This is a genomic window from Nocardia carnea NBRC 14403, from assembly GCF_000308515.1.
Lineage (GTDB): Bacteria > Actinomycetota > Actinomycetes > Mycobacteriales > Mycobacteriaceae > Nocardia > Nocardia carnea.
In genome coordinates this window covers 22,678-44,843 of sequence record NZ_BAFV01000004.1, presented here as the reverse complement: position 1 = coordinate 44,843, position 22,166 = coordinate 22,678, and the positions used below count along the sequence as shown (strand labels likewise).

Sequence of the window (22,166 nt, the reverse complement as noted above, 5' to 3'; positions counted from 1 at the left end):
AGGGGAAGGGGGTCGGCGTGGGCAATCCGGCAGCAGCCATACCGTGAGTGTAGGACCCCGGTCGGGCGCTGGTCGGCTCAATGTGTTTTCACATTTTCGGCTTGGCCTGTCACGGCACTGGTTCCGGAGCTAATGTGCATTCATGTGTAGAAATATCACCGTCTTGCGAGGTCTGGAACCCGCCGCCACCGAGGAGGAGATCTACGCCGCCGCACTGCAGTATGTGCGCAAGGTCGGTGGCCTGTCCGGACTGAGTTCGGCCACCAAACCCGCGGTGGACAAGGCAGTCGCAGCGGTCGCCGAGGCGACCACCGCCCTGTTGACCGAGTTGCCCGACCGGCGTGTTCCGCCCACCTCCGAACCGCCACTGCGCCGGTTGGCTCGGGAAAACCTGTAACCGCTCGCTACCGGGACGCCGCGACCGGGCGCGGTGCCCCAGACCAGCTGCCCCGCATTCTGAGATGCTGAGGCAGTTACCGATGAATTGTGTCACGATCGGTGCTGTGCGCTGATCCACTGTGATCGGCCGTCAGCAGTTCCAGCACGACGCAGTGGGAGAACAGCAGTGACCGATACCGAATCGGAACGACCCGATAGCGAGCCTGTGACGGGCCCGCCCCAGGACGCGGATATCCGAGTCCTCAACCCCGCGACCGGCGAGGTCGTCGGCAGCGTTGCCGATACACCCGCCGAGCAGGTTGCGGCGCGAATTGCCGAACTACGCGAGCACCAGCGCGAATGGGTGGCCATCGGCGCGAACGGGCGCAAGGAATGGCTGCTGAAGCTGCAGGACTGGATCATCGACAACACCGAGTCCCTCGCCGACGTCCTCCAGTCCGAAACCGGTAAGCCCCGGGTGGACTCCCTCATCGATCCGATCTTCGGCAGCGATCTGATCGGCTACTACGCGCGGCGCGCACCCAAATTCCTGGCCGACGAGCATCCTGCCCCGCACAGCCCGCTGTCCCGGGTGAAACGACTGACCACGGTATTCGAACCGTATCCGGTGGTCGGCGTGATCACGCCGTGGAACTTTCCGCTGGCCATGCCGATCCTCGATGTGATCCCGGCGCTGGCCGCCGGAGCCGCAGTGATCTTGAAGCCGTCCGAGGTCACCCCACTGTCGGCCCTCGAACTGGCCCGCGGCTGGTCCGAGATCGGCGCACCCCCGGTGTTCTCCGTCGTCACCGGAGCCGGCGCGACCGGCGCGGCAGTGGTGGACAACGCCGATTACATCCAGTTCACCGGCTCCACCGCCACCGGCCGCCGGATCGCCGCCGCCTGCGCCGCCCGCATGATTCCCTACAGCCTGGAGCTGGGCGGTAAGGATCCGGCGATCGTGCTCGCCGATGCCGATCTGGATCGTGCCGCGCACGGCATCGCGTTCGGCGGCATGTTCAACTCCGGCCAGGTCTGCATCTCGGTGGAGCGGGTCTATGTCGAGGCCCCGGTCTACGACGAGTTCGTCGCCAAACTCACCGCGAATGTGAAATCCCTGCGCCAGGGGCGCGACGATCGCACCCCCCGCAACGATGTCGGTGCCATGGCGAACGAGAGCCAGGTCGCGATCGTGTCCCGGCATGTCGAGGAAGCGGTGGCCGCGGGCGCGAAAGTACTGACCGGCGGCAAACGGACCGGCGGGGGCACGTTCTTCGAACCGACGGTCCTCGTCGATGTCGACCACAGCATGTCCTGTATCACCGAGGAGACCTTCGGACCGACCCTGCCGGTGATGAAGGTCGCCGACGAGGCCGAGGCCGTCCGCCTGGCCAACGATTCGGTGTACGGCCTGTCCGCCTCGGTGTGGACCGGCGACAAGGCCCGAGGCGAGCGGGTCGCGCGCGCGTTGAACGCCGGCGCGGTGAATATCAACGATATTTTCGCCAACCTGTTCAATTTCGCGTTGCCGATGGGCGGCTGGGGTGATTCCGGCGTCGGCGCCCGCTGGGGTGGTGCCCAGGGCGTGCGCAAGTACTGCAAGGCCAAGGCGATCACCACACCGCTGTTGCCGACCCAGGAACGCGAGCTGACCTGGATGCCCTACGACCTGAACAAGATCCTGATCGGGCTGGGCGCGATGCGCGCGGCCGGTGCGCGCGGTATGCGCCGGATCGACCTGCCCGCCCTGCTCCGACTCAAGGGAGACAAACGATGACCACCACCGGCACCATCCGCGGCAAGGTTGTCGTGATCACGGGCGGCGCACGCGGGATCGGCCTGGCCACCGCCGTGGCGCTGGCGAAACTGGGCGCGAAGATCGCGATCGGCGATATCGACGAGAAAACGGTCAAGGAATCGGGTACCGATTACGATTTCGACCACTACGGCCGGCTCGATGTCACCGATCAGCAATCGTTCACCACTTTCCTCGACGATGTCGAGCGCGAGCTGGGACCGATCGACGTACTGATCAACAATGCGGGCATCATGCCGACCGGGCGGCTGGTCGACGAATCCGATCAGATCACCCGCCGGATCCTGGACATCAACGTCTACGGCGTGATCCTCGGTTCGAAGATCGCGCTGGCCCGGATGCTCGAGCGCAGGCACGGGCACATCATCAATATCGCCTCACTGGCCGGTGAGACCCATATTCCTGGTCTGGCGACCTACAACGCCTCCAAGCATGCGGTATTGGGTTTCACCGATACCTTGCGCGAGGAGTACCGCGGGACCGGTGTCGAATTCTCTTCGGTGCTACCGACCCTGACCCGGACCGAACTCGGATCCGGGGTCGCCGCGCCCAAGGGACTGCCGGCCGCGGAGCCGGAGGATATCGCCGCCGCGGTGGTCCGGCTCATCACCAAACCCAGGGCGAAGGCCCGGGTGACGCGGGCCGCGGGCGCAATGTCGGTTTTCGTGAACCTGCTACCGCAGTCGGTGGGCGATGCACTGGGCCGCTCGATGGGGTCGGCGCAGACCTTCCTCGGCGATGTGGACAGCGAACAGCGCAAGGCCTACGAGGAACGCATCCGCAACGACTGATCTTCGATCTACCGATACGCGCCGCGGTCCGCTACCGATGGGCCGCGGCGCTGTCGTCTGCGTCATCGGACGCCCATCGAAACACTATTGTGATCAATGTCACTTGACGTGCATAGTCGGGTGCAGATTGCACGAATCCGCTGCCGCGGCCGCAACATCGGCAGTCCCGTGGCTACATCACCCGAGGTGGGCACCGCATATTCCATGAAGAGCTCTACCACCGGAAACGTCCGGCGTTTTACGTCGTATCGCCCGCGATCGTCACACAGACCGCGCGACACGAAACCGATGGTGCACATCACCGCGACACCGAATAAGCTGTCACTAACAAACCTGCCGACTGTTTCGGGGCCGCTATGCGGACCTTCTGAACATATTAGGGCTGGAAATTCAGCAACGATTCTGATAGCAAGGTGCTATGGACCCGCATTTGCGCGATCTGCGGTATTTCGTCGCCGTCGCCGAGGAACTGCACTTCACCAACGCCGCTCAGCGGCTGCACATCGCTCAACCGACACTGTCGCGTCAGATCCGGCAGTTGGAACGTCAGCTCGATGTGGTCCTGTTCGACCGCAACCAGCGCAGCGTTGCACTCACGGTGGCAGGTAAGGAACTGCTGGGCGGTGCCCGCAAGATCCTGGAACTCTGGGAGACCACCAACGGCTCACTGCAGGAAGCGGGCGAAGTACTGCGCGTCGGCCTGCAATCGAACCTGGGTCGCGGCCTGCTCAGCGATCTGGAAAGCGCCAGCGGTCACCGGCTCGCGTTGCACCAGGCCTCCTGGACCGATCCATCCAGCGGTCTGTCCGGCCGCCAAGCCGATCTGGCTCTGATCTGGCTCCCCTTACCCGATCCCAACCGTTACCGCTGGCAGGTGCTGCGTACCGAGCGACGTTGGGTCCTGCTCCCGGAGAATCACCCTCGGGCGGGTCAGGAAATGATCGACTTCGCCGATCTGATCGACGAACCGTTCATCGCGCTACCCGCCGAAGCCGGCGCGGTCCGCGATTTCTGGCTGGGTAACGATGCCCGCAACGGCCGGGCAGCGAAGATCGGCGCGGAGGCCGCCACCCCGGAAGACCGGCTGGAAGCCGTCGGGCTGGGTCTGGGCCTGTGCATGCTTGCCGAGAACAACGTGCCGATGTACCGGTGGCCCGGGCTGACCGCGCGACCCCTCACCGGAATCGCGCCGTGCGAACTCGCCGTCGCCTGGCGTGCCGACGACACCCGGCCGACCATTCTGGAATTCGGCCAGCGGGCCGTCGCCGGAGGTTTCGCGGAACCACCCGCAATCTCGGCTTGAATTTCTTGCGGCGCCTGCGGCGCCGCAGCGTTCGGCCCCTCAGGCGTTGTGTTTCAACGCCCGACCCTCGCGTTTGCGGCGCATCGCATCGGGCACTGAAACACAACGCGGGCCGAACCCTTCGAGGGCCGCGCTGAACTCGGCGCCAGTGGTGGGGACATTCGGTTCACCGGTGGCGACATGTTCGGTTCGGGAACTACCCCACCGTCACGCGTTCGCCAGTGGTGGTCATGCTGGATCGGGAGCATTCCCGCTGTCAGATCTTCAGTCGGTTTCGCCGCCGTAGACCCGCGGATGCAAGGTGCCGATATAGGGCAGATCGCGGTAGCGCTCGGCGTAGTCCAGGCCGTATCCCACCACGAATTCGTTGGGGATATCGAAGCCCACATTCGCCACCTCTACCTGCGTGCGCAGCGCATCGGGCTTACGCAGCAGGGTCACCACCTCCAGCGAGGCCGGGTTGCGGGTGGAGAGGTTACGCATCAGCCAGGACAGCGTCAGACCCGAATCGATGATGTCCTCGACGATCAGCACATTGCGACCGGCGATGTCCTTGTCCAGATCTTTCATGATGCGCACGACGCCGGAGGACGAGGTGGACGACCCGTAGGACGAGACGGCCATGAACTCCAGCTGGGTCGGGATGGGTAGTGCCTTGGCGAGGTCGGTCATGAAGAAGATCGCGCCCTTGAGTACTCCGACCAACAGCAGATCCCCCTCCGGGGCATCGGCCGGGTACCGCTTGGAGATCAGTTCGGCCAGCTCGCTGACCTTGGCCTCGATTTCTTCCTCGGTGATCAGGACCGAAGCGATATCGTCCCCGTACACGTCAGCTGGTTTCCCTTCGGTTTCGGCTCACCCGGTCGCGCGGGCAAGTGTCAGCCTGCCATGCTCGCGGACGACGACCAACCTGGTCCCCCGCTCTCCGCCACTCACCGCGACCCCGCCCTGGCCGCGCCAGGCCGCCACAAGATCGTCCACCGCCCGTAGATGTGCGCCTGTCACCACCCGCACTCCGCGGGCCAGCAGCCAGGCCCGCACGGTCCGGCGGCGCACCGCCGGGGCGGCGTCGGCGAGTACTGCACAGGACAGGCCTGCGCCACCGAATTCCGCCCGGACCAGCAGTTCGGCAGCGAACTCGTCGAGGGCGGCATTGTCCTCGCGTAACAGTTCTGCGGTACGGGACAGCGCGACCGCCGCGCTACCGCCGAGCACATCCTCGAGGAGCGGCAGGACTTCGGTGCGCAGGCGGACGCGGGTGAACTCCGGAGAAAGATTGTGCGGATCCTCATAGGGCGCCAGACCAAGGTCCGCGCAGAACTGCCGGGTGATCTCCCGCCGGACATCCAGCAGTGGCCGGCCCCACGGCTCGTCGAACGGCGCCATCCCCTGGATCGAGCGCGCTCCGGAGCCGCGGCCGAGGCCGAGCAGCACGGTTTCGGCCTGATCGTCGAGCGTATGCCCGAGCAGCACCGGCAGTTCACCGCGCGCACCGCCCAGTGCTTCGTAGCGGGCGGTGCGTGCGGCCGCCTCCATACCGCCGGGACCGTTCACTTCGACCGGCAGTACCCGCACCGACCGGCAGCCCAGTGCTCGCGCGGTGGCCGCCGCCGTCGCCGCGACCTCGTCCGACCCGGCCTGCAACCGATGATCCACCACCAGCGCATCAACCGTCGTTGCCTCGGCGACTGCCGCGGCCGTCAGCGCCAGCGAATCGGCCCCGCCCGACAGCGCGACGGCCACCGTCGATTCCGCGGGCCGGAACCGCGCCAGCCATTCCCGGACGGCGTGCCGCAGAGTCAGCACCGCAGGCGTCTCCGGTAACCGGATCGGCCGTGCCATGGCGCTGTGAGATGGCGCCACGGGGTCAGCCCAGGACTCGCGTGATCCAGCGCCGTGGGTCGTCGATCTCCTCGGGGCGCGGCAGGGTGTCGGCATCGGTCCATATCGCATTGAACTGCTGCATACCGACCGTTGTGACCACCTCGTCGACGAAGGCCTTACCGCGCACATACTGTGCGACCTTCGCATCGATTCCCAGCAGTGCGCGCAGCAGCCGCTGGACCGGGTTGGCGGGGCGGGTGCGCCGTTTGTCGAACGCGGACCGGATCTGCTCGACCGTGGGCACCACACTCGGGCCGACAGCGTCCATCACATGGTCGGCGTGCCCCTCGAGCAGGGTGCCCAGCATCAGCAGCCGGTCCAGCGCCTCGCGCTGTGCAGGGGGCTGGGTGGCGCGCAGCAAACCGACCACACCGCGCGAATTCGGATCGTCGGAGGCCTCGCCGCTGCGTCGCAGCTTGAGCTCGGCGATCAGCCGCGCCAACATCTCCGAGGTCGCCTCGTCCTCGATATCACCGAGCACCTCGACGTTCTCGCGCATATAGCCGGACAGCCACGGGGACGCCGAGAACTGCACCCGGTGGGTCACCTCGTGCAGGCAGACCCAGAAACGGAAATCCGCCGGATCCACGCCCAGCGCCCGCTCGACACCGACGATATTCGGCGCCACCAGCAGCAGAGTTCCATCGGGGCCGGTGAACGGGTCGTACTGGCCGAGGATCGCGGTGGACAGGAACGCGAGCATGGCACCCACCTGCACGCCCGCCGGTTTACCGGCGAGCGCACTGCCCCGGTCCGCCGTTCCGGTTCCGGTGAGCAACGACATGGAATCGGCCGCGGCGCCGATCCAGCCGGGACGGTCGACGATCCGCGCGGCGGGCACCGGTTGATCGTCGAGCAGACCGGTCACCGAGCGGACCGGTTCCTCGGCCCGCACCGATGCGACGGCCAGCTCGGCCACTGCCTGCTCGGCGGCGAGCCGGGAGGTGCGTGGGCCGGCGGGTACCAGCGCAGCCCCGGTACGAGCGGCCCAACGCCAATCCACTGCGCCCGAAAACGTGCGTCGTTCGCTTCCGGTATCGGATCGGCCGTTCTCGGCCGACTCGGGCGCGCCGGGCCCGCCCGGGCCTTGTCGAATCGTCATGCGCCCTCCAGCCGTCAGGAACATCCACAGTTGCGCAGCGTGGTCGCGACGGCGTCCAATGCGGGCCGGCTGACCTCCGGCGGCCGATCGCTCGACATCAAGGTGAAGGTCAGGACCCGGCCGTCACGATCCAGCACATACCCGGCCAACGTACTGGCCACCGACAGAGTTCCGGTCTTGGCGCGCACCCACCCCGCACCGCCCTGGTTCTGAGTGACATAACGACCGGCCAGCGAACCGGTACCACCGGCGACCGGCAGATAGTCGAGCAGCGGGACCAGCGCGGCGGTCAGGGACTGCTCGGGGTCGGCAGGTTCGGATGTCGAACCGGCGCCGGCACCGAGCGGCGGTAGCACCGGATTCGGTGCGGTGCTCACCGGCTCCTCGTCCGGTCCGGGGCCGGCGGCGGTGGCCAGGATCCGGTCCAGCACCCGCGCCGGGATCCGGTCGTCGGTCGACAGGCCACTGCAATCGTGCATAGTGACGCCGTTCAGATCGAAGCCGTGCTCGGTGAGGACCGCGGCGATCGCGGCGGCAGCGCCGTCGAACGACGCCGGATGACCGGTGGCCTGCGCGACCTCCCGGCCGATCGTCTCGGCCAGCACGTTGTCCGAGTGGATCATCATGTCGCGCAACCGGTCACGCAGCGGCGCCGACGCCACCTCGGCCAGCCGCTTGGTGCCCTGCGGGGCGCTGCCGATCCGCACCTTCGCCGGATCGAGACCGAGTTCGGTCGCCAACCGGCGGCCGACATCCAGCGCGGGCGTGTCCGAACGTGGCGAATACTCGACGAGCGGGTCCAACCGGCCGCCGTCGAGCATGATCGGTTCGAGGGGGGCGATGGAACCGCCGCCGATATCGATCACTTCCCAGCCGCGGGCCATCGCCGGGCCGGTGTAGCGCGAGATATCGACCACGATGGTGTCGGCCCGCACATCGGAGTTACGCACCTGGTTCGCGAGGTCGGCCAGGCTGGCGGCCCCCGGGTAGTAGCCCTTCCCGCCGGGCTGCGCGGTCAGGGTGGGATCACCGCCGGCCACCAGCACGATCTCGTTCGGCGCCGCGCCCGCCACCACCCGGGTCTGCACACGCTGATCGGCGGGCAAGGTGAGCAGCGCGGCGGCGGTGGTCATGATCTTGGCCGTCGACGACGGCACCCGCGGTTCGTCGGCGCGGGAATTCCACAGCACGGTGCCGGTCTCGGCGTCGGTGACCGACCCGGCGAAACCACCGAGGTCAGGGTTGGCGGCCACCGGGCCGAGGGCCGCCGCGACCCCGGTGGGGCTGGGCACCGGACCGGTATCCGGCGCGGGCCGGACATCGGGAAGCACCCGGACAGGAGCGGGCGGCGCCGCCACGGTGAGCCCACCGTGCCGGAATTCCGGGGTCCACGGTTGTAATACGACCGCCAGCACCACCGCCGCCCCCACCAACCCCACCAGGACGGTGATCAACCACGCCCGCAACCCACGGCGCCGGCGCCCTGCCGAGCCGTCCATCCCGCTGCCACCCTGCCAAACCACGCTGCCGCCGTCTCCCTCGTACTGTCCGTGACAATGGACCCCGCCGAACCCATGTGCCGCCGACAACCCTATCGGTGTTCCGCTACCGTTCTCGGCGAACAACCGGGTGCGCCGGCCGGCGCCGGCCACCACGGTGCATCGTGAGAGCAGCGGAAGGAGTTGGCGTGGAGTTCGACGTCACCATCGAGATCCCCAAGGGGTCGCGCAACAAGTACGAGGTCGACCACGAAACGGGACGGGTCCGGCTCGACCGGTTCCTGTACACCTCGATGGCCTACCCGGCCGACTACGGCTTCATCGAGGACACTCTCGGCGAAGACGGCGATCCGCTGGACGCCCTCGTACTGCTGCCGGACTCGGTGTTCCCCGGCGTCATCGTCGAGGCCCGCCCGGTGGCCATGTACCGGATGACCGACGAAGCGGGCGGCGACGACAAGATCCTGTGCGTTCCCGCCGGCGACCCGCGCTGGGACCATATCCAGGACCTCGCCGACGTTCCGGAATTCGAACTGGCCGCGATCAAGCATTTCTTCGAGCGGTACAAGGACCTCGAGCCCGGCAAGTACGTCAAGGGCTCGGAATGGGTCGGCCGCGCCGAGGCCGAGACCGAGATCGAGGCGTCCTTCCAGCGTCTGAAGGACAAAGGCGGGCACTGAGTCTTTGGCGCCGACTCCGTCGGCGCGGGTTTCGGCCCCCCCTTGGTCCCTGCTTTCCGCACTCGACACTCGCGGCTGCGCCGCATCGCATCGAGCACGGAAAGCAGGGACGGGCCGAAACCTTTCAGGGCCTCGCTGAACTCGGCACCACCGTGGTTGCGTTGGGGATCCCGGGGTAGAAGCTGCCCGCCGGTCGCGATCGACGCCGACCTCCCTCGAACCCGGCGTACGGCGCTCGGTTCGCCTACTCGGCGTTCGGCTCTACGTGCGTAATCACAGCCGGTTCTACGTGCGTGACCACCGGAGGAGCCGCGCTTGCGAGGAGAAGTCCTCGCTAACGGCCCTTGTAGTCGGGAGTGCGCTTCTCGAAAACTGCCTGGATGGCTTCGGTGAGGTCCTCGGAGGGCAGGAAGGCAGCGTTCCAGGCGGACACGTAGCGCAGGCCCTCGGTGACCGCGGCGGCGTTGCGCTGACCGAGGACATCTTTCACGCCCTGGACCACGAGTGGCGGGTTGGCGGCAATCTCCCGGGCGGTCGCGTGGGCGGCCTCCAGCACCGCGTCCTGGTCCGGGTAGACATCGTTGACCAGGCCGATCTTCTCCGCACGCGCGGCATCGATGTCCTTGGCCGTGTACGCGAGCTCCCGCAGGTGGCCTTCGCCGATGATGCCGGGCAGCCGCTGCAGCGAACCCACATCGGCCACGATCGCTACCTTGGCCTCGCGCAGGCTGAATTTCGCCTCGGCGCTGGCGTAGCGGATATCCGCGGCGGAAATCAGGTCCAGGCCGCCGCCGATGCACCAGCCCGAGACGGCGGCGATCACCGGTTTACGGCATTCGGCCACCGCGGTGATCGCGTCCTGCAGGCGCCGGATCTCGCCGAGGAAATCGGTGCGGGGCGCGGCCAGGGCACGGTCGGCCATCAGCGGGCCGAAGGTGCCGCTCATCGCGGGCAGGTCGAGGCCGTAGGAGAAATGCTTACCCGAACCGGTGAGTACCACCGCCCGGACCTCGGGGTCGGCGTCGAGGGCGCGGAAGATCTCCGGCAGTTCCCGCCAGAAATCCGGGCCCATGGCGTTTCCTTTACCCGGGCCGGTGAGCGTCACCCGGGCGACGCGATCGTTGGTTTCGACGGTGAAAGCCTGCCAATCTGTCATCGGTCCAGACTAATGCCCGTTCCATATCGCTCCGGACCGCTGGGCGGGGCCTGTCCACTCGCCGGGACACCCGGGCGGTCATCGGACAAACGGCGGCGCAGGAGCCCGATTCGCCTTACTCTGTGGCCATGCGCAGGTCGCTTCCACCGATAACCTGCCGGGTCTCGGATACTTTGATAGCGCGCGGACACCACGGTCTGATCGTCACCGTCCCGGAATCCGCGGCCGGTCCCGCGGAGACCGCGCACGCGATGGATGTGGCACCCGGGGCATTGGTGCAGGCACAGGTCTTCCTGCTGGGTGACGATCCGATACTGCTGCTTGTTTCCGCGTCGCATCGGGTGGATGCCGCGCGTACCGGCGCACGGCTGGACGGCGAGCTCGTCGCGGCGCCCCCGCATCTCGCCGTCAAGTACACCGGACAGCTGCCGGGCAGTATCGCGCCGGTAGGTCATCCCGCGAACCTGCCCACGTGGGTGGACAGCACACTGTCCCGGTTCGGGGAGCTGGTCGCGGCCGGTGGCTACCCGGGCGCCGTATTCCGCACCTCCTACTCCGAACTCCTCCGGATCACCGCCGGCTTGTCCCTCGATGTGGAGTGATCCGGAAGGGCCTCCCACCCAGCGGGCCGCCCGGCGCGATCGGCACGATCCGGGCGTAGCGTCGGCTGGGTGACCGAAGCACCACGGCCCGAGACCGGAATCCGGATCCCCGACGATCTCAGCGGGATCACCGCCGAGCAATATCGCGCCTCGATGCGGCACTACCCGTCCGGCGTCACCATCGTGACGTTGAACTCGCCCACCGGGCCGGTCGGTTTCACCGCGACATCGTTCGCCTCGCTGTCCCTGGATCCGCCGCTCATCTCGTTCAATATCGCCGATACCTCCTCCAGCCTCACCGCACTCACCGCCGCGCAATCGGTGGTGATCCATTTCCTGGGCGAACATCAGCGCCATCTCGCCCAGCGGTTCGCCCGCACCGCGGCGCACCGCTTCAGCGACCCCGCCCTGTGGTCGGCCCTGGACACCGGAGAACCGGTCCTGCACGGCACTCCACTGTGGTTGCGTACGACCGTCGAGCAGCTCATCCCGATCGGCGACCACACCCTCGTGGTGGGCCGGGTGGTGAAGGTCCACGACGACACCGAAGAAGAACCCCCGACAGCCCCCCTGCTCTATTACAAGGGCCGCTACTACCGCCCGACGCCCCTCGCCGACGACGTCGACTGAGCGGGAGCAGCCAGAACCGCCCCTTCGGCGGCCCGGTCCGCCTGACCCCAGGGTCTTCAGCGTGTGCGGAGAATTTCGACCTTCCGTAGGCCGGCCGACAGCCGGGCTGCGCCTGGCGGCCACGGCGGCGAGTGGAGCCGCTCTGGATGTGGTCCGGCCTCGCCGGGCTGCGCGAGGTCGTCAACCGTTCATCTGGAGCCGGAGGTCCCCACGCGGATCCCGTCGTACTCCAGGGGCGAGCTTCGCGGCGCCGCGGATACCCCGAGACACAGGGGCCGGAACCCCGTACTCACCTGCCCGCCAATAAACTCGTTCGACCGCTGTTTGCCGGGCGGTAACCCTCGTGTGGGAAAACGAGTCCGTCGGCTGGGCGATGGAAGGTGGGCCGGGTACATGCAGGCGCAGCTCGAAACGGTGAGCGGGCTCCGGCGCGCCGAGGCGGCGCCACCGGCGCGCACGCTGGTCGATGTGCTCGCCGAGACGGCCGCTCTTCACCCCGATGTTCCTGCTGTCGCGACCGCCGATCGCACCCTGTCCTACGCCGAATTGCTGCTGGAGATCGATCGTTCGGTCCGGGAGCTGCGGGCGGCCGGGGTCCGGCGGGGTGATCGGGTGGGTGTCCGGATGCCGTCGGGCACCTGGGAGCTGTATCTGACGATTCTGGCAGTACTGCATGCCGGGGCCGCCTATGTTCCGGTCGATGCCGACGACCCCGAGGAGCGGGCGCGGCTCGTTTTCGGGGAGGCGCAGGTCACCGCCATCGCCACCGCGACGGGGATCGAACCCGTCGGCGACCGCGAACCCGAACCGGCAATCGGCGGGCAACCCGCCGCTCCTTCGGTGGACGACGATGCCTGGATCATCTTCACCTCCGGTTCCACCGGCACACCGAAGGGGGTCGCCGTCACCCATCGCAACGCCGCCGCCTTCGTCGACGCGGAGGCCCGCCTGTTCCTGCGCGGCAACCCGCTCGGCCCCGGCGATCGCGTCCTGGCCGGGCTCTCGGTTGCTTTCGACGCCTCCTGTGAGGAGATGTGGCTGGCCTGGCGACACGGTGCCTGCCTGGTTCCGGCGCCGCGCGCGCTGGTGCGGACCGGCGCCGATCTGGGCCCGTGGCTGGTCCGGCAGGGCATCACCGTGGTCTCCACGGTTCCCACCCTCGCCGCGACCTGGCCGGCCGAAGCACTGGAGTCGGTGCGGCTGTTGATCTTCGGTGGTGAAGCGGTACCACCGGATCTGGCCGAACGACTGGCCGACGACGACCGCGAGGTATGGAACACCTACGGCCCCACCGAGGCCACCGTGGTCGCCTGCGCCGCGCTGCTGGACGGCACCGGGCCGGTGCGGATCGGGCTGCCGCTGGACGGCTGGGATCTGGCGGTGGTCGACCCGGACGGTCGCCCGGTAGGCGAGGGCGAATCCGGCGAATTGGTGATCGGCGGCGTCGGCCTGGCCCGCTACCTCGATCCGGTCAAGGACGCAGAGAAATACGCACCGCTGGAAACCCTGGGCTGGGATCGCGCCTACCGCAGCGGCGATCTGGTCCGCAACGACAGCGCCGGTCTGATCTTCCTGGGCCGCGCGGATGATCAGGTGAAGATCGGCGGTCGCCGGATCGAACTCGGCGAGATCGATAATGCGCTCCAGCATCTGCCCGGCGTGAGCGGTGCCGCCGCCGCGGTACGCACCACCGCCACGGGCTCACCGGTGCTGATCGGCTACCTCACCGGCGTCCCCGCCGATTACGACCTGGCCGCGGCGCGGACGTTACTGTCCGGGCAGCTTCCGGCCCCGATGATCCCGCGGCTCGTCGTCGTCGCCGAACTCCCCACCCGGACCTCGGGCAAGGTCGATCGCAACGCTCTGCCATGGCCGCTGGCCGGTGCCGATTCCGGGACCGAACACGGACTCACGGGCACCCCCGCCTGGGTGGCGCAGATCTGGACCGATGTCCTCGGCGCCGAGATCACCGGCGCCGAAGCCGACTTCTTCGAACTCGGTGGCGGGTCGCTTTCGGCGGCGCAGCTGGTATCGGCGCTACGCACGCGGTATCCGCAGGTCACCGTCGCCGATATCTACGACCATCCGCGGCTCGGCGCGCTGGCCGAACTCCTCGACGACACCGGTCCGGGCGCCACCGCCGAAACCCGCCGGGTCGAGCCGACACCGCGCTCGGCGCAACTGATCCAGATCCTCGCGACGGTCGCCCTCACCACTCTCACCGGATTGCAATGGGTGACCTGGCTGGCGGTGGCCGCGGGTATCGCGGGTTGGTTCGAGATGTTGCCGTGGTTGCCGCGCCTGTCGTGGTGGTGGACCGCGCTGCTGTTCGCGGTGTTCATCACCCCGCTGGGCCGGATGGCGATCTGTGTCGCCGGGGCTCGCGTCCTGCTCGCGGGCGTGCAGCCCGGGAGTTATCCACGCGGCGGTCCGGTACATGTGCGGTTGTGGGCCGCGGTCCGGCTGGCCGAGGCCAGCGGGGCGGAAAACCTCTCCGGCGCACCGTGGATGGTGCCGTTCGCCCGGGCACTGGGAGCCACCGTCGGCAAGGGCGTGGACCTGCACACACTGCCCCCGGTGACCGGCATGCTCGAGCTGCGCGACGGATGCAGTGTGGAGCCCGAGGTCGACCTGTCCGGTTACTGGATCGACGGCGATACCGTGCATATCGGTGCAATCCAGGTGGGCAAAGGCGCGGTCGTCGGGGCCCGCTCGGTGCTGCTGCCCGGTACGAAGATCGGGCGGGATGCCGAGATCGCGGCCGGTTCGGCAGTGTCGGGGAAGGTGAAGGCCGGCCAGGAATGGGCGGGCTCACCGGCAGTGAAGGTCGGCCGGGCACGGCACCGCTGGCCGGCGCAGACACCCGAACGTGCCGTGCATTGGGTGGTGGCCTACGGAATCGCCTCACTGGCGCTGGGCGCGCTACCGCTGGCCGGGCTGGCGGCAGGTCTCGCGGTGATCGCTTGGGGTGTCCGGGATTCGGCGAGTTTCACCGGCGCCGTCCTGCCTGCCTTCCTCTGGCTGCCCGTGGCGACACTGTTCAGCCTGGTGGTGTACGCGGTGACGACCGTTGTCGCGGTCCGGCTGCTCAGTATCGGCCTGACCGAGGGCTACCATCCCGTGCGCAGCCGGGTCGGCTGGCAGGTATGGGCGACCGAACGCCTGCTGGATTCGGCCCGCACATTCCTGTTCCCGCTCTACGCCTCCCTGCTGACCCCGATCTGGTTGCGGCTGCTCGGCGCGAAGGTCGGTAAACGGGTCGAGGCCTCCACGGTGCTGTTGCTACCGAAGTTCACCACCGTCGCAGACGGAGCGTTCCTGGCCGACGATACGATGATCGCCAGTTACGAACTCGGCGGCGGCTGGCTGCATATCGGTGAGGCGAAGGTCGGTAAACGCGCGTTCCTCGGCAATTCCGGGATGACCGCACCCGGCCGGCGGGTGCCGAAGAACGGCCTGGTGGCTGTGCTGTCCGCGGCACCGAGCAAGGCCAAGGCCGGATCGTCGTGGCTCGGCAGCCCGCCCGTCCGGTTGCGGCGGGCAGCCGGTAGTGCCGATACCGACCGCACTTTCGACCCGTCGCTGCGGTTGCGGATCTTCCGCGGCGCCTTCGAAACCTGCCGCCTGGCCGCGGTGGTCGTAACCTTCGCCATCGGTCTCGGGGTGCTGTTCGCGCTCGCACGCGTGGCGGACAGTTTCGGTTTCCTGGCGGCCGGGTTGCTGTCCGGGGTGGTGCTCATGGTCGCGGGCGCGGTGGCCTGCGCGAGCGCGGTGACGGCGAAATGGGTTCTGGTGGGCCGTATCCGGGCCGAGGAACATCCGCTGTGGAGTTCCTTCGTCTGGCGTAACGAAGTTTCGGATGCCTTCGTCGAAACCGTTGCGGCGCCGTGGTTCGCCCGCGCGGCAACCGGTACGCCCGTACTGAATCTCTGGTTGCGCGCACTCGGCGCGAAGATCGGCCGCGGGGTATGGTGCGAGTCCTATTGGCTTCCGGAGGCAGACCTGGTGACACTCGGCGACGGGGCAACCGTGGAACGCGGCTGTGTGGTGCAAACGCATCTGTTCCACGACCGCATCATGGCCATGGACACCGTCACCCTGGAGCCGGGCGCCACCCTCGGACCGCATTGCGTCGCCCTACCGGCCGCGACTGTCGGTGCGGGCGCCACCGTGGGTCCGGCCTCGCTGGTGATGCGCGGCGATACGGTACCGCCCTCCACGAGATGGTGGGGTAACCCCATCGCGCCCTGGACCGGTCCGGTCCGCAGCCCGGACAACGATTCGGCAGACGAGGAGACGGGCCGCTGATGGGGAGCAGGTTCTACGACGCCCCCATCGACGACTACCTGCCGCAGAACGGTAACCGGGGCTATCGCGTTTCGCGGTACGAACTGGAGCTGAACTACAAGGTCGCCAGTAATCGCCTCGCGGGCCGCGCCGTGATCACCGCGGTGGCCACGGCCGAACGCCCCCGCTATTCGCTCGACCTGTCCCAGACCCTTGCGGTATCGAAGGTGCTGGTCAACGGCAACAAGGCCGCCAAGTACAACCATCAACGCGGCAAACTCACCGTCACGCCCCGCCAGCGGATCCCCGCGGGCGGGATGCTGCAACTCGTCGTCCAGTACGCCGGCGCGCCGAAACCCGTACGGGGTCCGTGGGGAGAGGTCGGCTGGGAGGAACTCACCGAAGGCGCGCTGGTGGCCAGTCAACCCAACGGCGCCGCCTCCTGGTTCCCCTGCGACGACCATCCGAGTTCGAAGGCCAGCTACCGCATCTCGATCACCACCGACACCCCGTACTACACCCTCGCCAACGGCAACCTCGTCGGCAAACAGACCAAAGCCGGGCAGACGACCTGGGTCTACGAGCAGGCCGAACCGATGGCCAGCTATCTGGCGACCGTGCAGATCGGGCGCTACCGCAAGCACCGGCTCAGCGATCACAACGCCCCGGTACCGATGTACGCGGCCGTCCCGGCCACACTGCGCGCCGCGTTCGACCACGATTTCGCCCGCCAGCCGGAGATGATGTCGGTGTTCAGCGACCGCTTCGGGCCGTACCCCTTCCAGAGCTACTCGGTGGTGGTCACCGAGGACGAGCTGGAGATCCCCATCGAAGCCCAGGGCATCTCGATTTTCGGCGCCAACCACTGCGACGGCCGCCGCGGTGTGGAACGACTGGTGGCGCACGAACTGGCGCACCAGTGGTTCGGCAACAGCCTGACCATCCAGCACTGGTGTGATATCTGGCTGCACGAAGGTTTTGCCTGCTATGCGGAATGGATCTGGTCGGAAGCGGCCGGCGGCGCGAGCGCGGACCAGCTGGCCCGGGCGGCCTGGCATACGCTGCGCCGGGAGCCGCAGAGCATCGTGGTCGGCGATCCCGGGCCCGGCCTGATGTTCGACGATCGCGTCTACAAACGGGGCGCGCTCACCCTGCACGCCCTGCGGCTGGAACTCGGCGATACCGCGTTCTTCCGGTTGATCCGCGATTGGACCGCCAGGCACCGCCATGCCTCCGTCTCCACCGAGGAGTTCACCGATCTCGTCGGCCATTACAGCGTGGCGCCGCTGCATCCGCTGTGGCAGGACTGGTTGTATTCCGAACCGCTACCGCAGTTGCCGCCCGCCGGTCAGAAAACCAGGTAGCGGCCCGCCAGCTGTTCGACCAGCGGATCGTCCTCGCCGACACTGTCCAGGGCGTCGAGATCGGTTGCCAGCGAGATGAGGCGCGGGTCCTCCGATTCGGGGCCGGCCGGGCCGTCTTCGGCGAGTTGCCGCAGCATTTTGTCCCGTACCCGGTCCTTCAGTGAGTCGCGCATATCCACCTTTCGGATCAGAGTTGTTCCGACATGATCGGGAGCGCTGCGTGGTTACGCTGCGCTACCTCCTCCGCGCGTGACCCGATCATGTCAAACCGGCGCCAACCAGGTGCCCCACGGCGTGTTGCGCAGCACGGTGTACGCGGCGAGCGAGCCGAGCAGCACCCACATCGTGGCGGTACCGATTCCGGGTAGCCGCGGTCCTTCACCGCGCCAGGCACGGACGGCCCAATCACCCACCCACAGCGCGAACAGCACCAGCACCGGCAACGCCAGCAGGTTGCTGTGCAGGGAATCGATGATGTTCCCGTCGGTGAGGTTGTGCACTGCCCGCATACCCCCGCATCCGGGGCAGTACACCCCGAACAGCGCATAGGAAGGGCAGAGTCCGTACGACCCCGGAACGTGCGGGTCCCGGAAGTGCAGCAGCAGCACGGCCGCCGCTCCCGCACTCGCGACCGCGGCCGGTAGCGCGACCGCGCTCAGCCGCGCGAGCCCGTTGCGCGCGGGTTCCGTTCCCACGGCCGGAACACCGGAGGGCACCGGCGGTGACGGGGCCGGGTCGGAATCGTTCACGGTTCTCACCGTAGCCCCGGCGGCGGGGTTGATGCCACAACCAACGGAGGTGCTAGCTCCGGTTTCGGGCCGAGGTGCATAGAAACGGCATCGAATGGGAATTCTGAGTTAACGGCACCGCCCGCAGAACCGACATCCGGGGTGGGAATCACATTCCGGACAGAGGATCTCGGTGCAGCGCTTGCTCTTGTAAGCACCCAGCTTGCAGGTTACCGTGTCAGGCAGGCACAAAGGAGTGTTCTGATGCTAGTGAAATCGTTGACGGCGCTATCGCAGGCGCACCACGGCGCGCTGACCGCCCCGTACCGGGCCGCTTTACGCGCTCGCCGATTCCGGAACGCCGCCTTCAATGCCCCTGCCGATGCGCCCGAGGTCTCCACCGTCACCACTGTCGACGGCGCCCGCCTGCGCGTGCATTCCTACGGTCCTGCCGATGCCGAGCCGATCGTGTTCATCCACGGCTGGAGCTGCTGTATCGAGTACTGGAATCCGCAGATCAACACCTTTGCCGGCCGCTACCGGGTGATCTCCTACGATCAGCGCGGCCACGGCGAGAGCACGCTGGGCCGCGCTCCGCTCGGCGATCGGACCCTCGCCGATGATCTCGCCGCCGTCCTGGATGCCACCCTGCGCCCCGGCCGCACCGCGCTGCTCGTCGGCCACAGCATGGGCGGCCTCACCTTGCAGGCATGGGCCGCCCGCCATCCACAGCAGGTCGCCCAGCGGGCTCGCGCTGTGGTGCTCGCCAACACCACTTCGGGCAATATCCGCTACGACACCGATCTGCTACCCCTGCTGAACAAACCGCTGAGCGTGGGAAACCAGCCGATCACTGTGCTGGGCTCACCCGTCCGGCTGCCGATGATCGTCGCTGAATCCATCCTCACCTCCCCGGTGCCGCTACCCGGCGGCTGGGCGGCCCGGGAACTGCTCAAACAGCGCATCATGGCCCGCGGCGCCACCAACGAGCAGGCCGATTTCGCCCTGAGTATCGTGCGCTCCTGCCGCCCCCTGGCCCGCGGCCGGCATGCCGCCATCCTGGCAGACCTGCAGCTCGGCGAAGCGGCCGCGAATCTCACGGTGCCCACCACGATCATCGCCGGACAGTACGACCGGCTACTGCCCGAGCGGATGTCGCGCATCATCGCCGACACCATGGAGAAGGCCGGCCACCACCCCGATTACCAGGTCTGGCCCACCGGCCACCTCGGCAATATCGAGGCCGCCGACCGCTTCGATACCGAGCTCGTCTCCATCCTGAATCGCACCGGTTCGCGGTCTGTGGCCGCGGGCTGAGCGGAGGTCCCCGAGTTCGGTCGACGATGCCCGGCTCGGCGGACTTCATCACGGCGGCACCGATGGCAAGTAGCCGCCTCCCGCCGGGCATGATCGCCGAACCCCACCACCGTGACAGGGCGGCCGCCGCAATGCGGAACAGGAATATCGGCGATGGCGCGTCGTTGCACCCAGCGACAGCACCCTCCGATAGGAATGGACTATGCGCGCAGCGACCTACGACCGCTACACCGCCGACGACAACGATGTACGAGTCCGTGACCTGCCCACGCCCAAGTTGTTCCCCGGTTCGGTTCTGATCGAAGTCCGCGCGGCCGGGGTGAACCCGGTCGACTGGAAGTTGATGTCGGGCGCACTCGACGGACTGATCGATGCGGTGTTCCCGGTGATTCCCGGCTGGGATGTCGCCGGAACCGTGGTCGATACCGGATTGGACACCCCGGAGTTCTCGGTGGGCGACGACGTGCTCGCCTACGCCCGCAAGGACGTCCTGCAAGCAGGCACTTTCGCCGAATTGGTCGCGGTAGCGGCCGCGCACGTCGCCCTTAAACCGGCCGAACTGCCGTGGGAGCAGGCCGGCGCCCTTCCCCTGGCCGGTGGTACGGCACTGCGCACTCTCGACTTGCTCGAGGTGACCGCCGGCGACACCGTGCTGATCCACGCCGCGGCCGGCGGTGTCGGCAGCCTGGGCGTGCAGATCGCGACCGCCCGCGGCGCCCGGGTCCTGGGCACCGCATCCCAGAAAAACCATGACTACCTGCGTGACCTGGGCGCCGAACCCGTGGAGTACGGCGACGGCGTTGTCGAACGGATCCGCGAACTCGCGCCCGAGGGCGTGCAAGCAGTGGCCGATTTCGTCGGCGGTCAGCTCGACACCACTCTCGCCGTACTCGCCCCCGGTGGTCGGCACGCCTCGGTCGCCGACAACAGCGTCGCCGAACACGGCGGGCAGAATGTCTGGGTCCGCCCCGACGGCACACAGACCCAGCGCCTGGCCGACCTCGCCGCCGAAGGCAACCTGACCGTCCCCATCGCCCGCACCTTCTCCCTCGACGAGGTCCCCGAAGCGTTCGCGGCCGGCCGCACCGGACACACTCGCGGGAAGAACGTCATCGTCCTCTGAGCGCCCGGCAGCGCGCTCCGGGCCCGGCAGCGCGCTCTGGACTCCTGGCAACCGGCTCCGGACTCCTGGCAGGGCGCTCTGGACTGCCGGCAGCACACTTTCGAGTTGGTACGACCCGACCACATATCGCGGTGTCCGTGGCTTCCGAAGGAGATCCCGTGCCCGTGTTCCCGTTCCGGCCCGCTCTCCCGCATCAGGTGTTCAGTGCCGGTTTCTACCCGGATACCGACGCCGACTACGTGGTGCGCTGTGTCCTCGGCGCCACCGCTTCCGGGGCGGCCGATATCGGCGAGGTCCTGTGGGCCATCGATGCCACCGATCCCGGCGACCACGAAAACTGGTTCCGCACCTGGGAAGCCGCCGGCGAACGTGCGCGCGCCCTCGCCGATACCGCCGCTGCCGACGGCCACCCGCTCAGCGCCTCCTGGGCATACCTGCGATCCGCCACCTACTTCGCGACCGCCGTCAACGCGCTCAGCGGTTCCGGCGACACCGGCCGGCTTCTCCCGGCCTTCCGTAACCACCGTTCCGGTTGGGACCGTTTCGTCGACACCACCCCGCACGCGGTCGAACGCATCGCCATCCCGTACGAGAACAGCACCCTGCCCGGCTATTTCTTCCGCCCCGGGCCGGACAGCACGCCGCGACCCACATTCGTCATGGTCAACGGCAGCGACGGCGCCCTCAGCGCACTGTGGAATTCGGGAGCGGCCGGTGCGCTGGCCCGCGGCTACAACGTGCTGATGTTCGACGGCCCCGGTCAACAGTCGATGCTGTTCGAGCGGGAAACGGCATTCCGTCCGGATTGGGAATCGGTACTCACCCCGGTCCTCGACCATCTGCTCGAACTGCCCGGCGTCGACGCCGAACGGGTCGCGCTGTACGGGATCAGTCAGGGCGGATTCTGGATCGCCCGGGCACTGGCCTTCGAACACCGTTTCGCGGCCGCCCTCGCCGATCCCGGCGTGGTCGATGTTTCGGCCTCCTGGGTGGCGAATATCCCGAATTCGCTGATGAAACTGTTCCGTGCGGGCAAACAGAAGCAGTTCGATACCGAGCTGGGTATCGGTTTGAAACTCTCCGGAAAAAGTGCCCACACCTGGAACTTCCGGGCGCGACCGTATCGGTGTGACAGCTATTTCGACACCCTCACCGCGGTCGGCGAGTACACACTCGGCGCAGCCGAGGCCGCCCGGATCACCACCCCACTGTTCATCGCCGACCCCGAGGACGAACAGTTCTGGCCGGGCCAGTCCCGGCGACTGGCCGAAATGGTTTCGGGGCCGGTGCACCGCTGCCGGTTCACCGCGGCCGAAGGCGCGAACTACCACTGCCAGCCGCTGGCCCGCGCGCGCACCGACCAGCGGATGTTCGACTGGCTGGATGAAACGCTGGGTATGCGGTGATATCGGCGCGGTCGCCACTGAATGGGACCGGCCTCCCATCGGATGCCGCGGTACACGCATTCCCGGATCCGGCTGCCCGTCCGGAAGGTAGGTTCGCACG

The 22,166-nt window shown here is 67.9% G+C and carries 19 protein-coding genes; 12 read left to right on the top strand and 7 right to left on the bottom strand.

The features are described 5' to 3' along the window. Window positions 1-142: 142 nt before the first annotated feature. From ON22_RS01570 to ON22_RS01555, 4 genes are all read left to right on the top strand, one after another. Window positions 143-397, top strand: coding sequence for a DUF2277 domain-containing protein (locus ON22_RS01570; protein WP_033243960.1), 255 nt, complete (start codon window positions 143-145; stop codon window positions 395-397). A gap of 207 nt (window positions 398-604) precedes the next feature. After that, window positions 605-2,155, top strand: coding sequence for an aldehyde dehydrogenase family protein (locus ON22_RS01565; RefSeq protein ID WP_033244499.1), 1,551 nt, complete (start codon window positions 605-607; stop codon window positions 2,153-2,155). Next, entirely contained in the window at window positions 2,152-2,985 is an 834-nt protein-coding gene (locus tag ON22_RS01560; protein WP_033243959.1) for an SDR family oxidoreductase, read from the top strand. The genes ON22_RS01565 and ON22_RS01560 overlap by 4 nt, the downstream gene beginning before the upstream one ends. 418 nt (window positions 2,986-3,403) lie before the next feature. Then, on the top strand, window positions 3,404-4,288 hold the full coding sequence (locus ON22_RS01555) for a LysR family transcriptional regulator (RefSeq protein ID WP_033243958.1): 885 nt from the start codon (window positions 3,404-3,406) through the stop codon (window positions 4,286-4,288). A 264-nt stretch (window positions 4,289-4,552) separates the two neighbouring features. Here the strand turns inward: ON22_RS01555 and hpt are convergent, their stop codons facing one another. The 4 genes from hpt to ON22_RS01535 are packed head-to-tail and all read right to left on the bottom strand — an operon-like array spanning window position 4,553 to window position 8,773. Then, window positions 4,553-5,116: a hypoxanthine phosphoribosyltransferase gene (gene hpt, locus ON22_RS01550; protein ID WP_033243957.1), complete on the bottom strand. Its 564-nt coding sequence runs from the start codon at window positions 5,114-5,116 to the stop codon at window positions 4,553-4,555. Window positions 5,117-5,143: 27 nt separating this feature from the next. Beyond that, window positions 5,144-6,130: a tRNA lysidine(34) synthetase TilS gene (gene tilS / locus ON22_RS01545; protein WP_081595250.1), complete on the bottom strand. Its 987-nt coding sequence runs from the start codon at window positions 6,128-6,130 to the stop codon at window positions 5,144-5,146. 25 nt (window positions 6,131-6,155) lie between these two features. Continuing rightward, window positions 6,156-7,274, bottom strand: a complete 1,119-nt coding sequence (locus ON22_RS01540; RefSeq protein WP_081595249.1) for an Rv3626c family coenzyme F420 biosynthesis-associated protein — start codon at window positions 7,272-7,274, stop codon at window positions 6,156-6,158. A gap of 14 nt (window positions 7,275-7,288) precedes the next feature. Further along, window positions 7,289-8,773 (bottom strand): D-alanyl-D-alanine carboxypeptidase/D-alanyl-D-alanine-endopeptidase, encoded by a 1,485-nt coding sequence (locus ON22_RS01535; RefSeq protein ID WP_033244497.1) that lies wholly within the window; start codon window positions 8,771-8,773, stop codon window positions 7,289-7,291. A gap of 188 nt (window positions 8,774-8,961) precedes the next feature. Here ON22_RS01535 and ON22_RS01530 point away from each other — a divergent pair, with 188 nt between their 5' ends. Then, window positions 8,962-9,453 (top strand): inorganic diphosphatase, encoded by a 492-nt coding sequence (locus ON22_RS01530; protein WP_043739743.1) that lies wholly within the window; start codon window positions 8,962-8,964, stop codon window positions 9,451-9,453. A gap of 334 nt (window positions 9,454-9,787) precedes the next feature. Here the strand turns inward: ON22_RS01530 and ON22_RS01525 are convergent, their stop codons facing one another. Continuing rightward, on the bottom strand, window positions 9,788-10,609 hold the full coding sequence (locus ON22_RS01525) for a crotonase/enoyl-CoA hydratase family protein (RefSeq protein ID WP_033243955.1): 822 nt from the start codon (window positions 10,607-10,609) through the stop codon (window positions 9,788-9,790). Window positions 10,610-10,737: 128 nt separating this feature from the next. Here ON22_RS01525 and ON22_RS01520 point away from each other — a divergent pair, with 128 nt between their 5' ends. From ON22_RS01520 to ON22_RS01505, 4 genes are all read left to right on the top strand, one after another. After that, entirely contained in the window at window positions 10,738-11,211 is a 474-nt protein-coding gene (locus tag ON22_RS01520; protein ID WP_033243954.1) for a YbaK/EbsC family protein, read from the top strand. Window positions 11,212-11,280: 69 nt separating this feature from the next. Further along, window positions 11,281-11,841 carry a flavin reductase family protein gene (locus ON22_RS01515; RefSeq protein ID WP_033243953.1) on the top strand — a complete coding sequence of 187 codons (561 nt, stop codon included), beginning with the start codon at window positions 11,281-11,283 and terminating at the stop codon, window positions 11,839-11,841. A 393-nt stretch (window positions 11,842-12,234) separates the two neighbouring features. Further along, on the top strand, window positions 12,235-16,149 hold the full coding sequence (locus ON22_RS01510) for a Pls/PosA family non-ribosomal peptide synthetase (protein ID WP_033243952.1): 3,915 nt from the start codon (window positions 12,235-12,237) through the stop codon (window positions 16,147-16,149). Beyond that, window positions 16,149-17,492: a M1 family metallopeptidase gene (locus tag ON22_RS01505; protein WP_033243951.1), complete on the top strand. Its 1,344-nt coding sequence runs from the start codon at window positions 16,149-16,151 to the stop codon at window positions 17,490-17,492. The genes ON22_RS01510 and ON22_RS01505 overlap by 1 nt, the downstream gene beginning before the upstream one ends. Here the strand turns inward: ON22_RS01505 and ON22_RS01500 are convergent. After that, a complete protein-coding gene (locus ON22_RS01500) occupies window positions 17,477-17,665 on the bottom strand; it encodes a hypothetical protein (RefSeq protein WP_033244495.1) in 189 nt (62 codons plus the stop codon). The two genes, ON22_RS01505 and ON22_RS01500, sit on opposite strands and share 16 nt — an antisense overlap. Before the next feature lie 90 nt (window positions 17,666-17,755). After that, window positions 17,756-18,187 carry a DUF2752 domain-containing protein gene (locus tag ON22_RS01495; protein WP_033244494.1) on the bottom strand — a complete coding sequence of 144 codons (432 nt, stop codon included), beginning with the start codon at window positions 18,185-18,187 and terminating at the stop codon, window positions 17,756-17,758. Between the two features lie 297 nt (window positions 18,188-18,484). On the opposite strand from ON22_RS01495, the gene ON22_RS01490 reads away from it, so the two are divergent. From ON22_RS01490 to ON22_RS01480, 3 genes are all read left to right on the top strand, one after another. Further along, window positions 18,485-19,537 carry an alpha/beta fold hydrolase gene (locus ON22_RS01490; protein WP_033243950.1) on the top strand — a complete coding sequence of 351 codons (1,053 nt, stop codon included), beginning with the start codon at window positions 18,485-18,487 and terminating at the stop codon, window positions 19,535-19,537. A gap of 202 nt (window positions 19,538-19,739) precedes the next feature. Further along, window positions 19,740-20,660, top strand: coding sequence for an NADP-dependent oxidoreductase (locus tag ON22_RS01485; RefSeq protein ID WP_033243949.1), 921 nt, complete (start codon window positions 19,740-19,742; stop codon window positions 20,658-20,660). Between the two features lie 164 nt (window positions 20,661-20,824). Continuing rightward, window positions 20,825-22,066, top strand: a complete 1,242-nt coding sequence (locus ON22_RS01480; RefSeq protein WP_033243948.1) for an alpha/beta hydrolase family protein — start codon at window positions 20,825-20,827, stop codon at window positions 22,064-22,066. Window positions 22,067-22,166 lie beyond the last annotated feature (100 nt).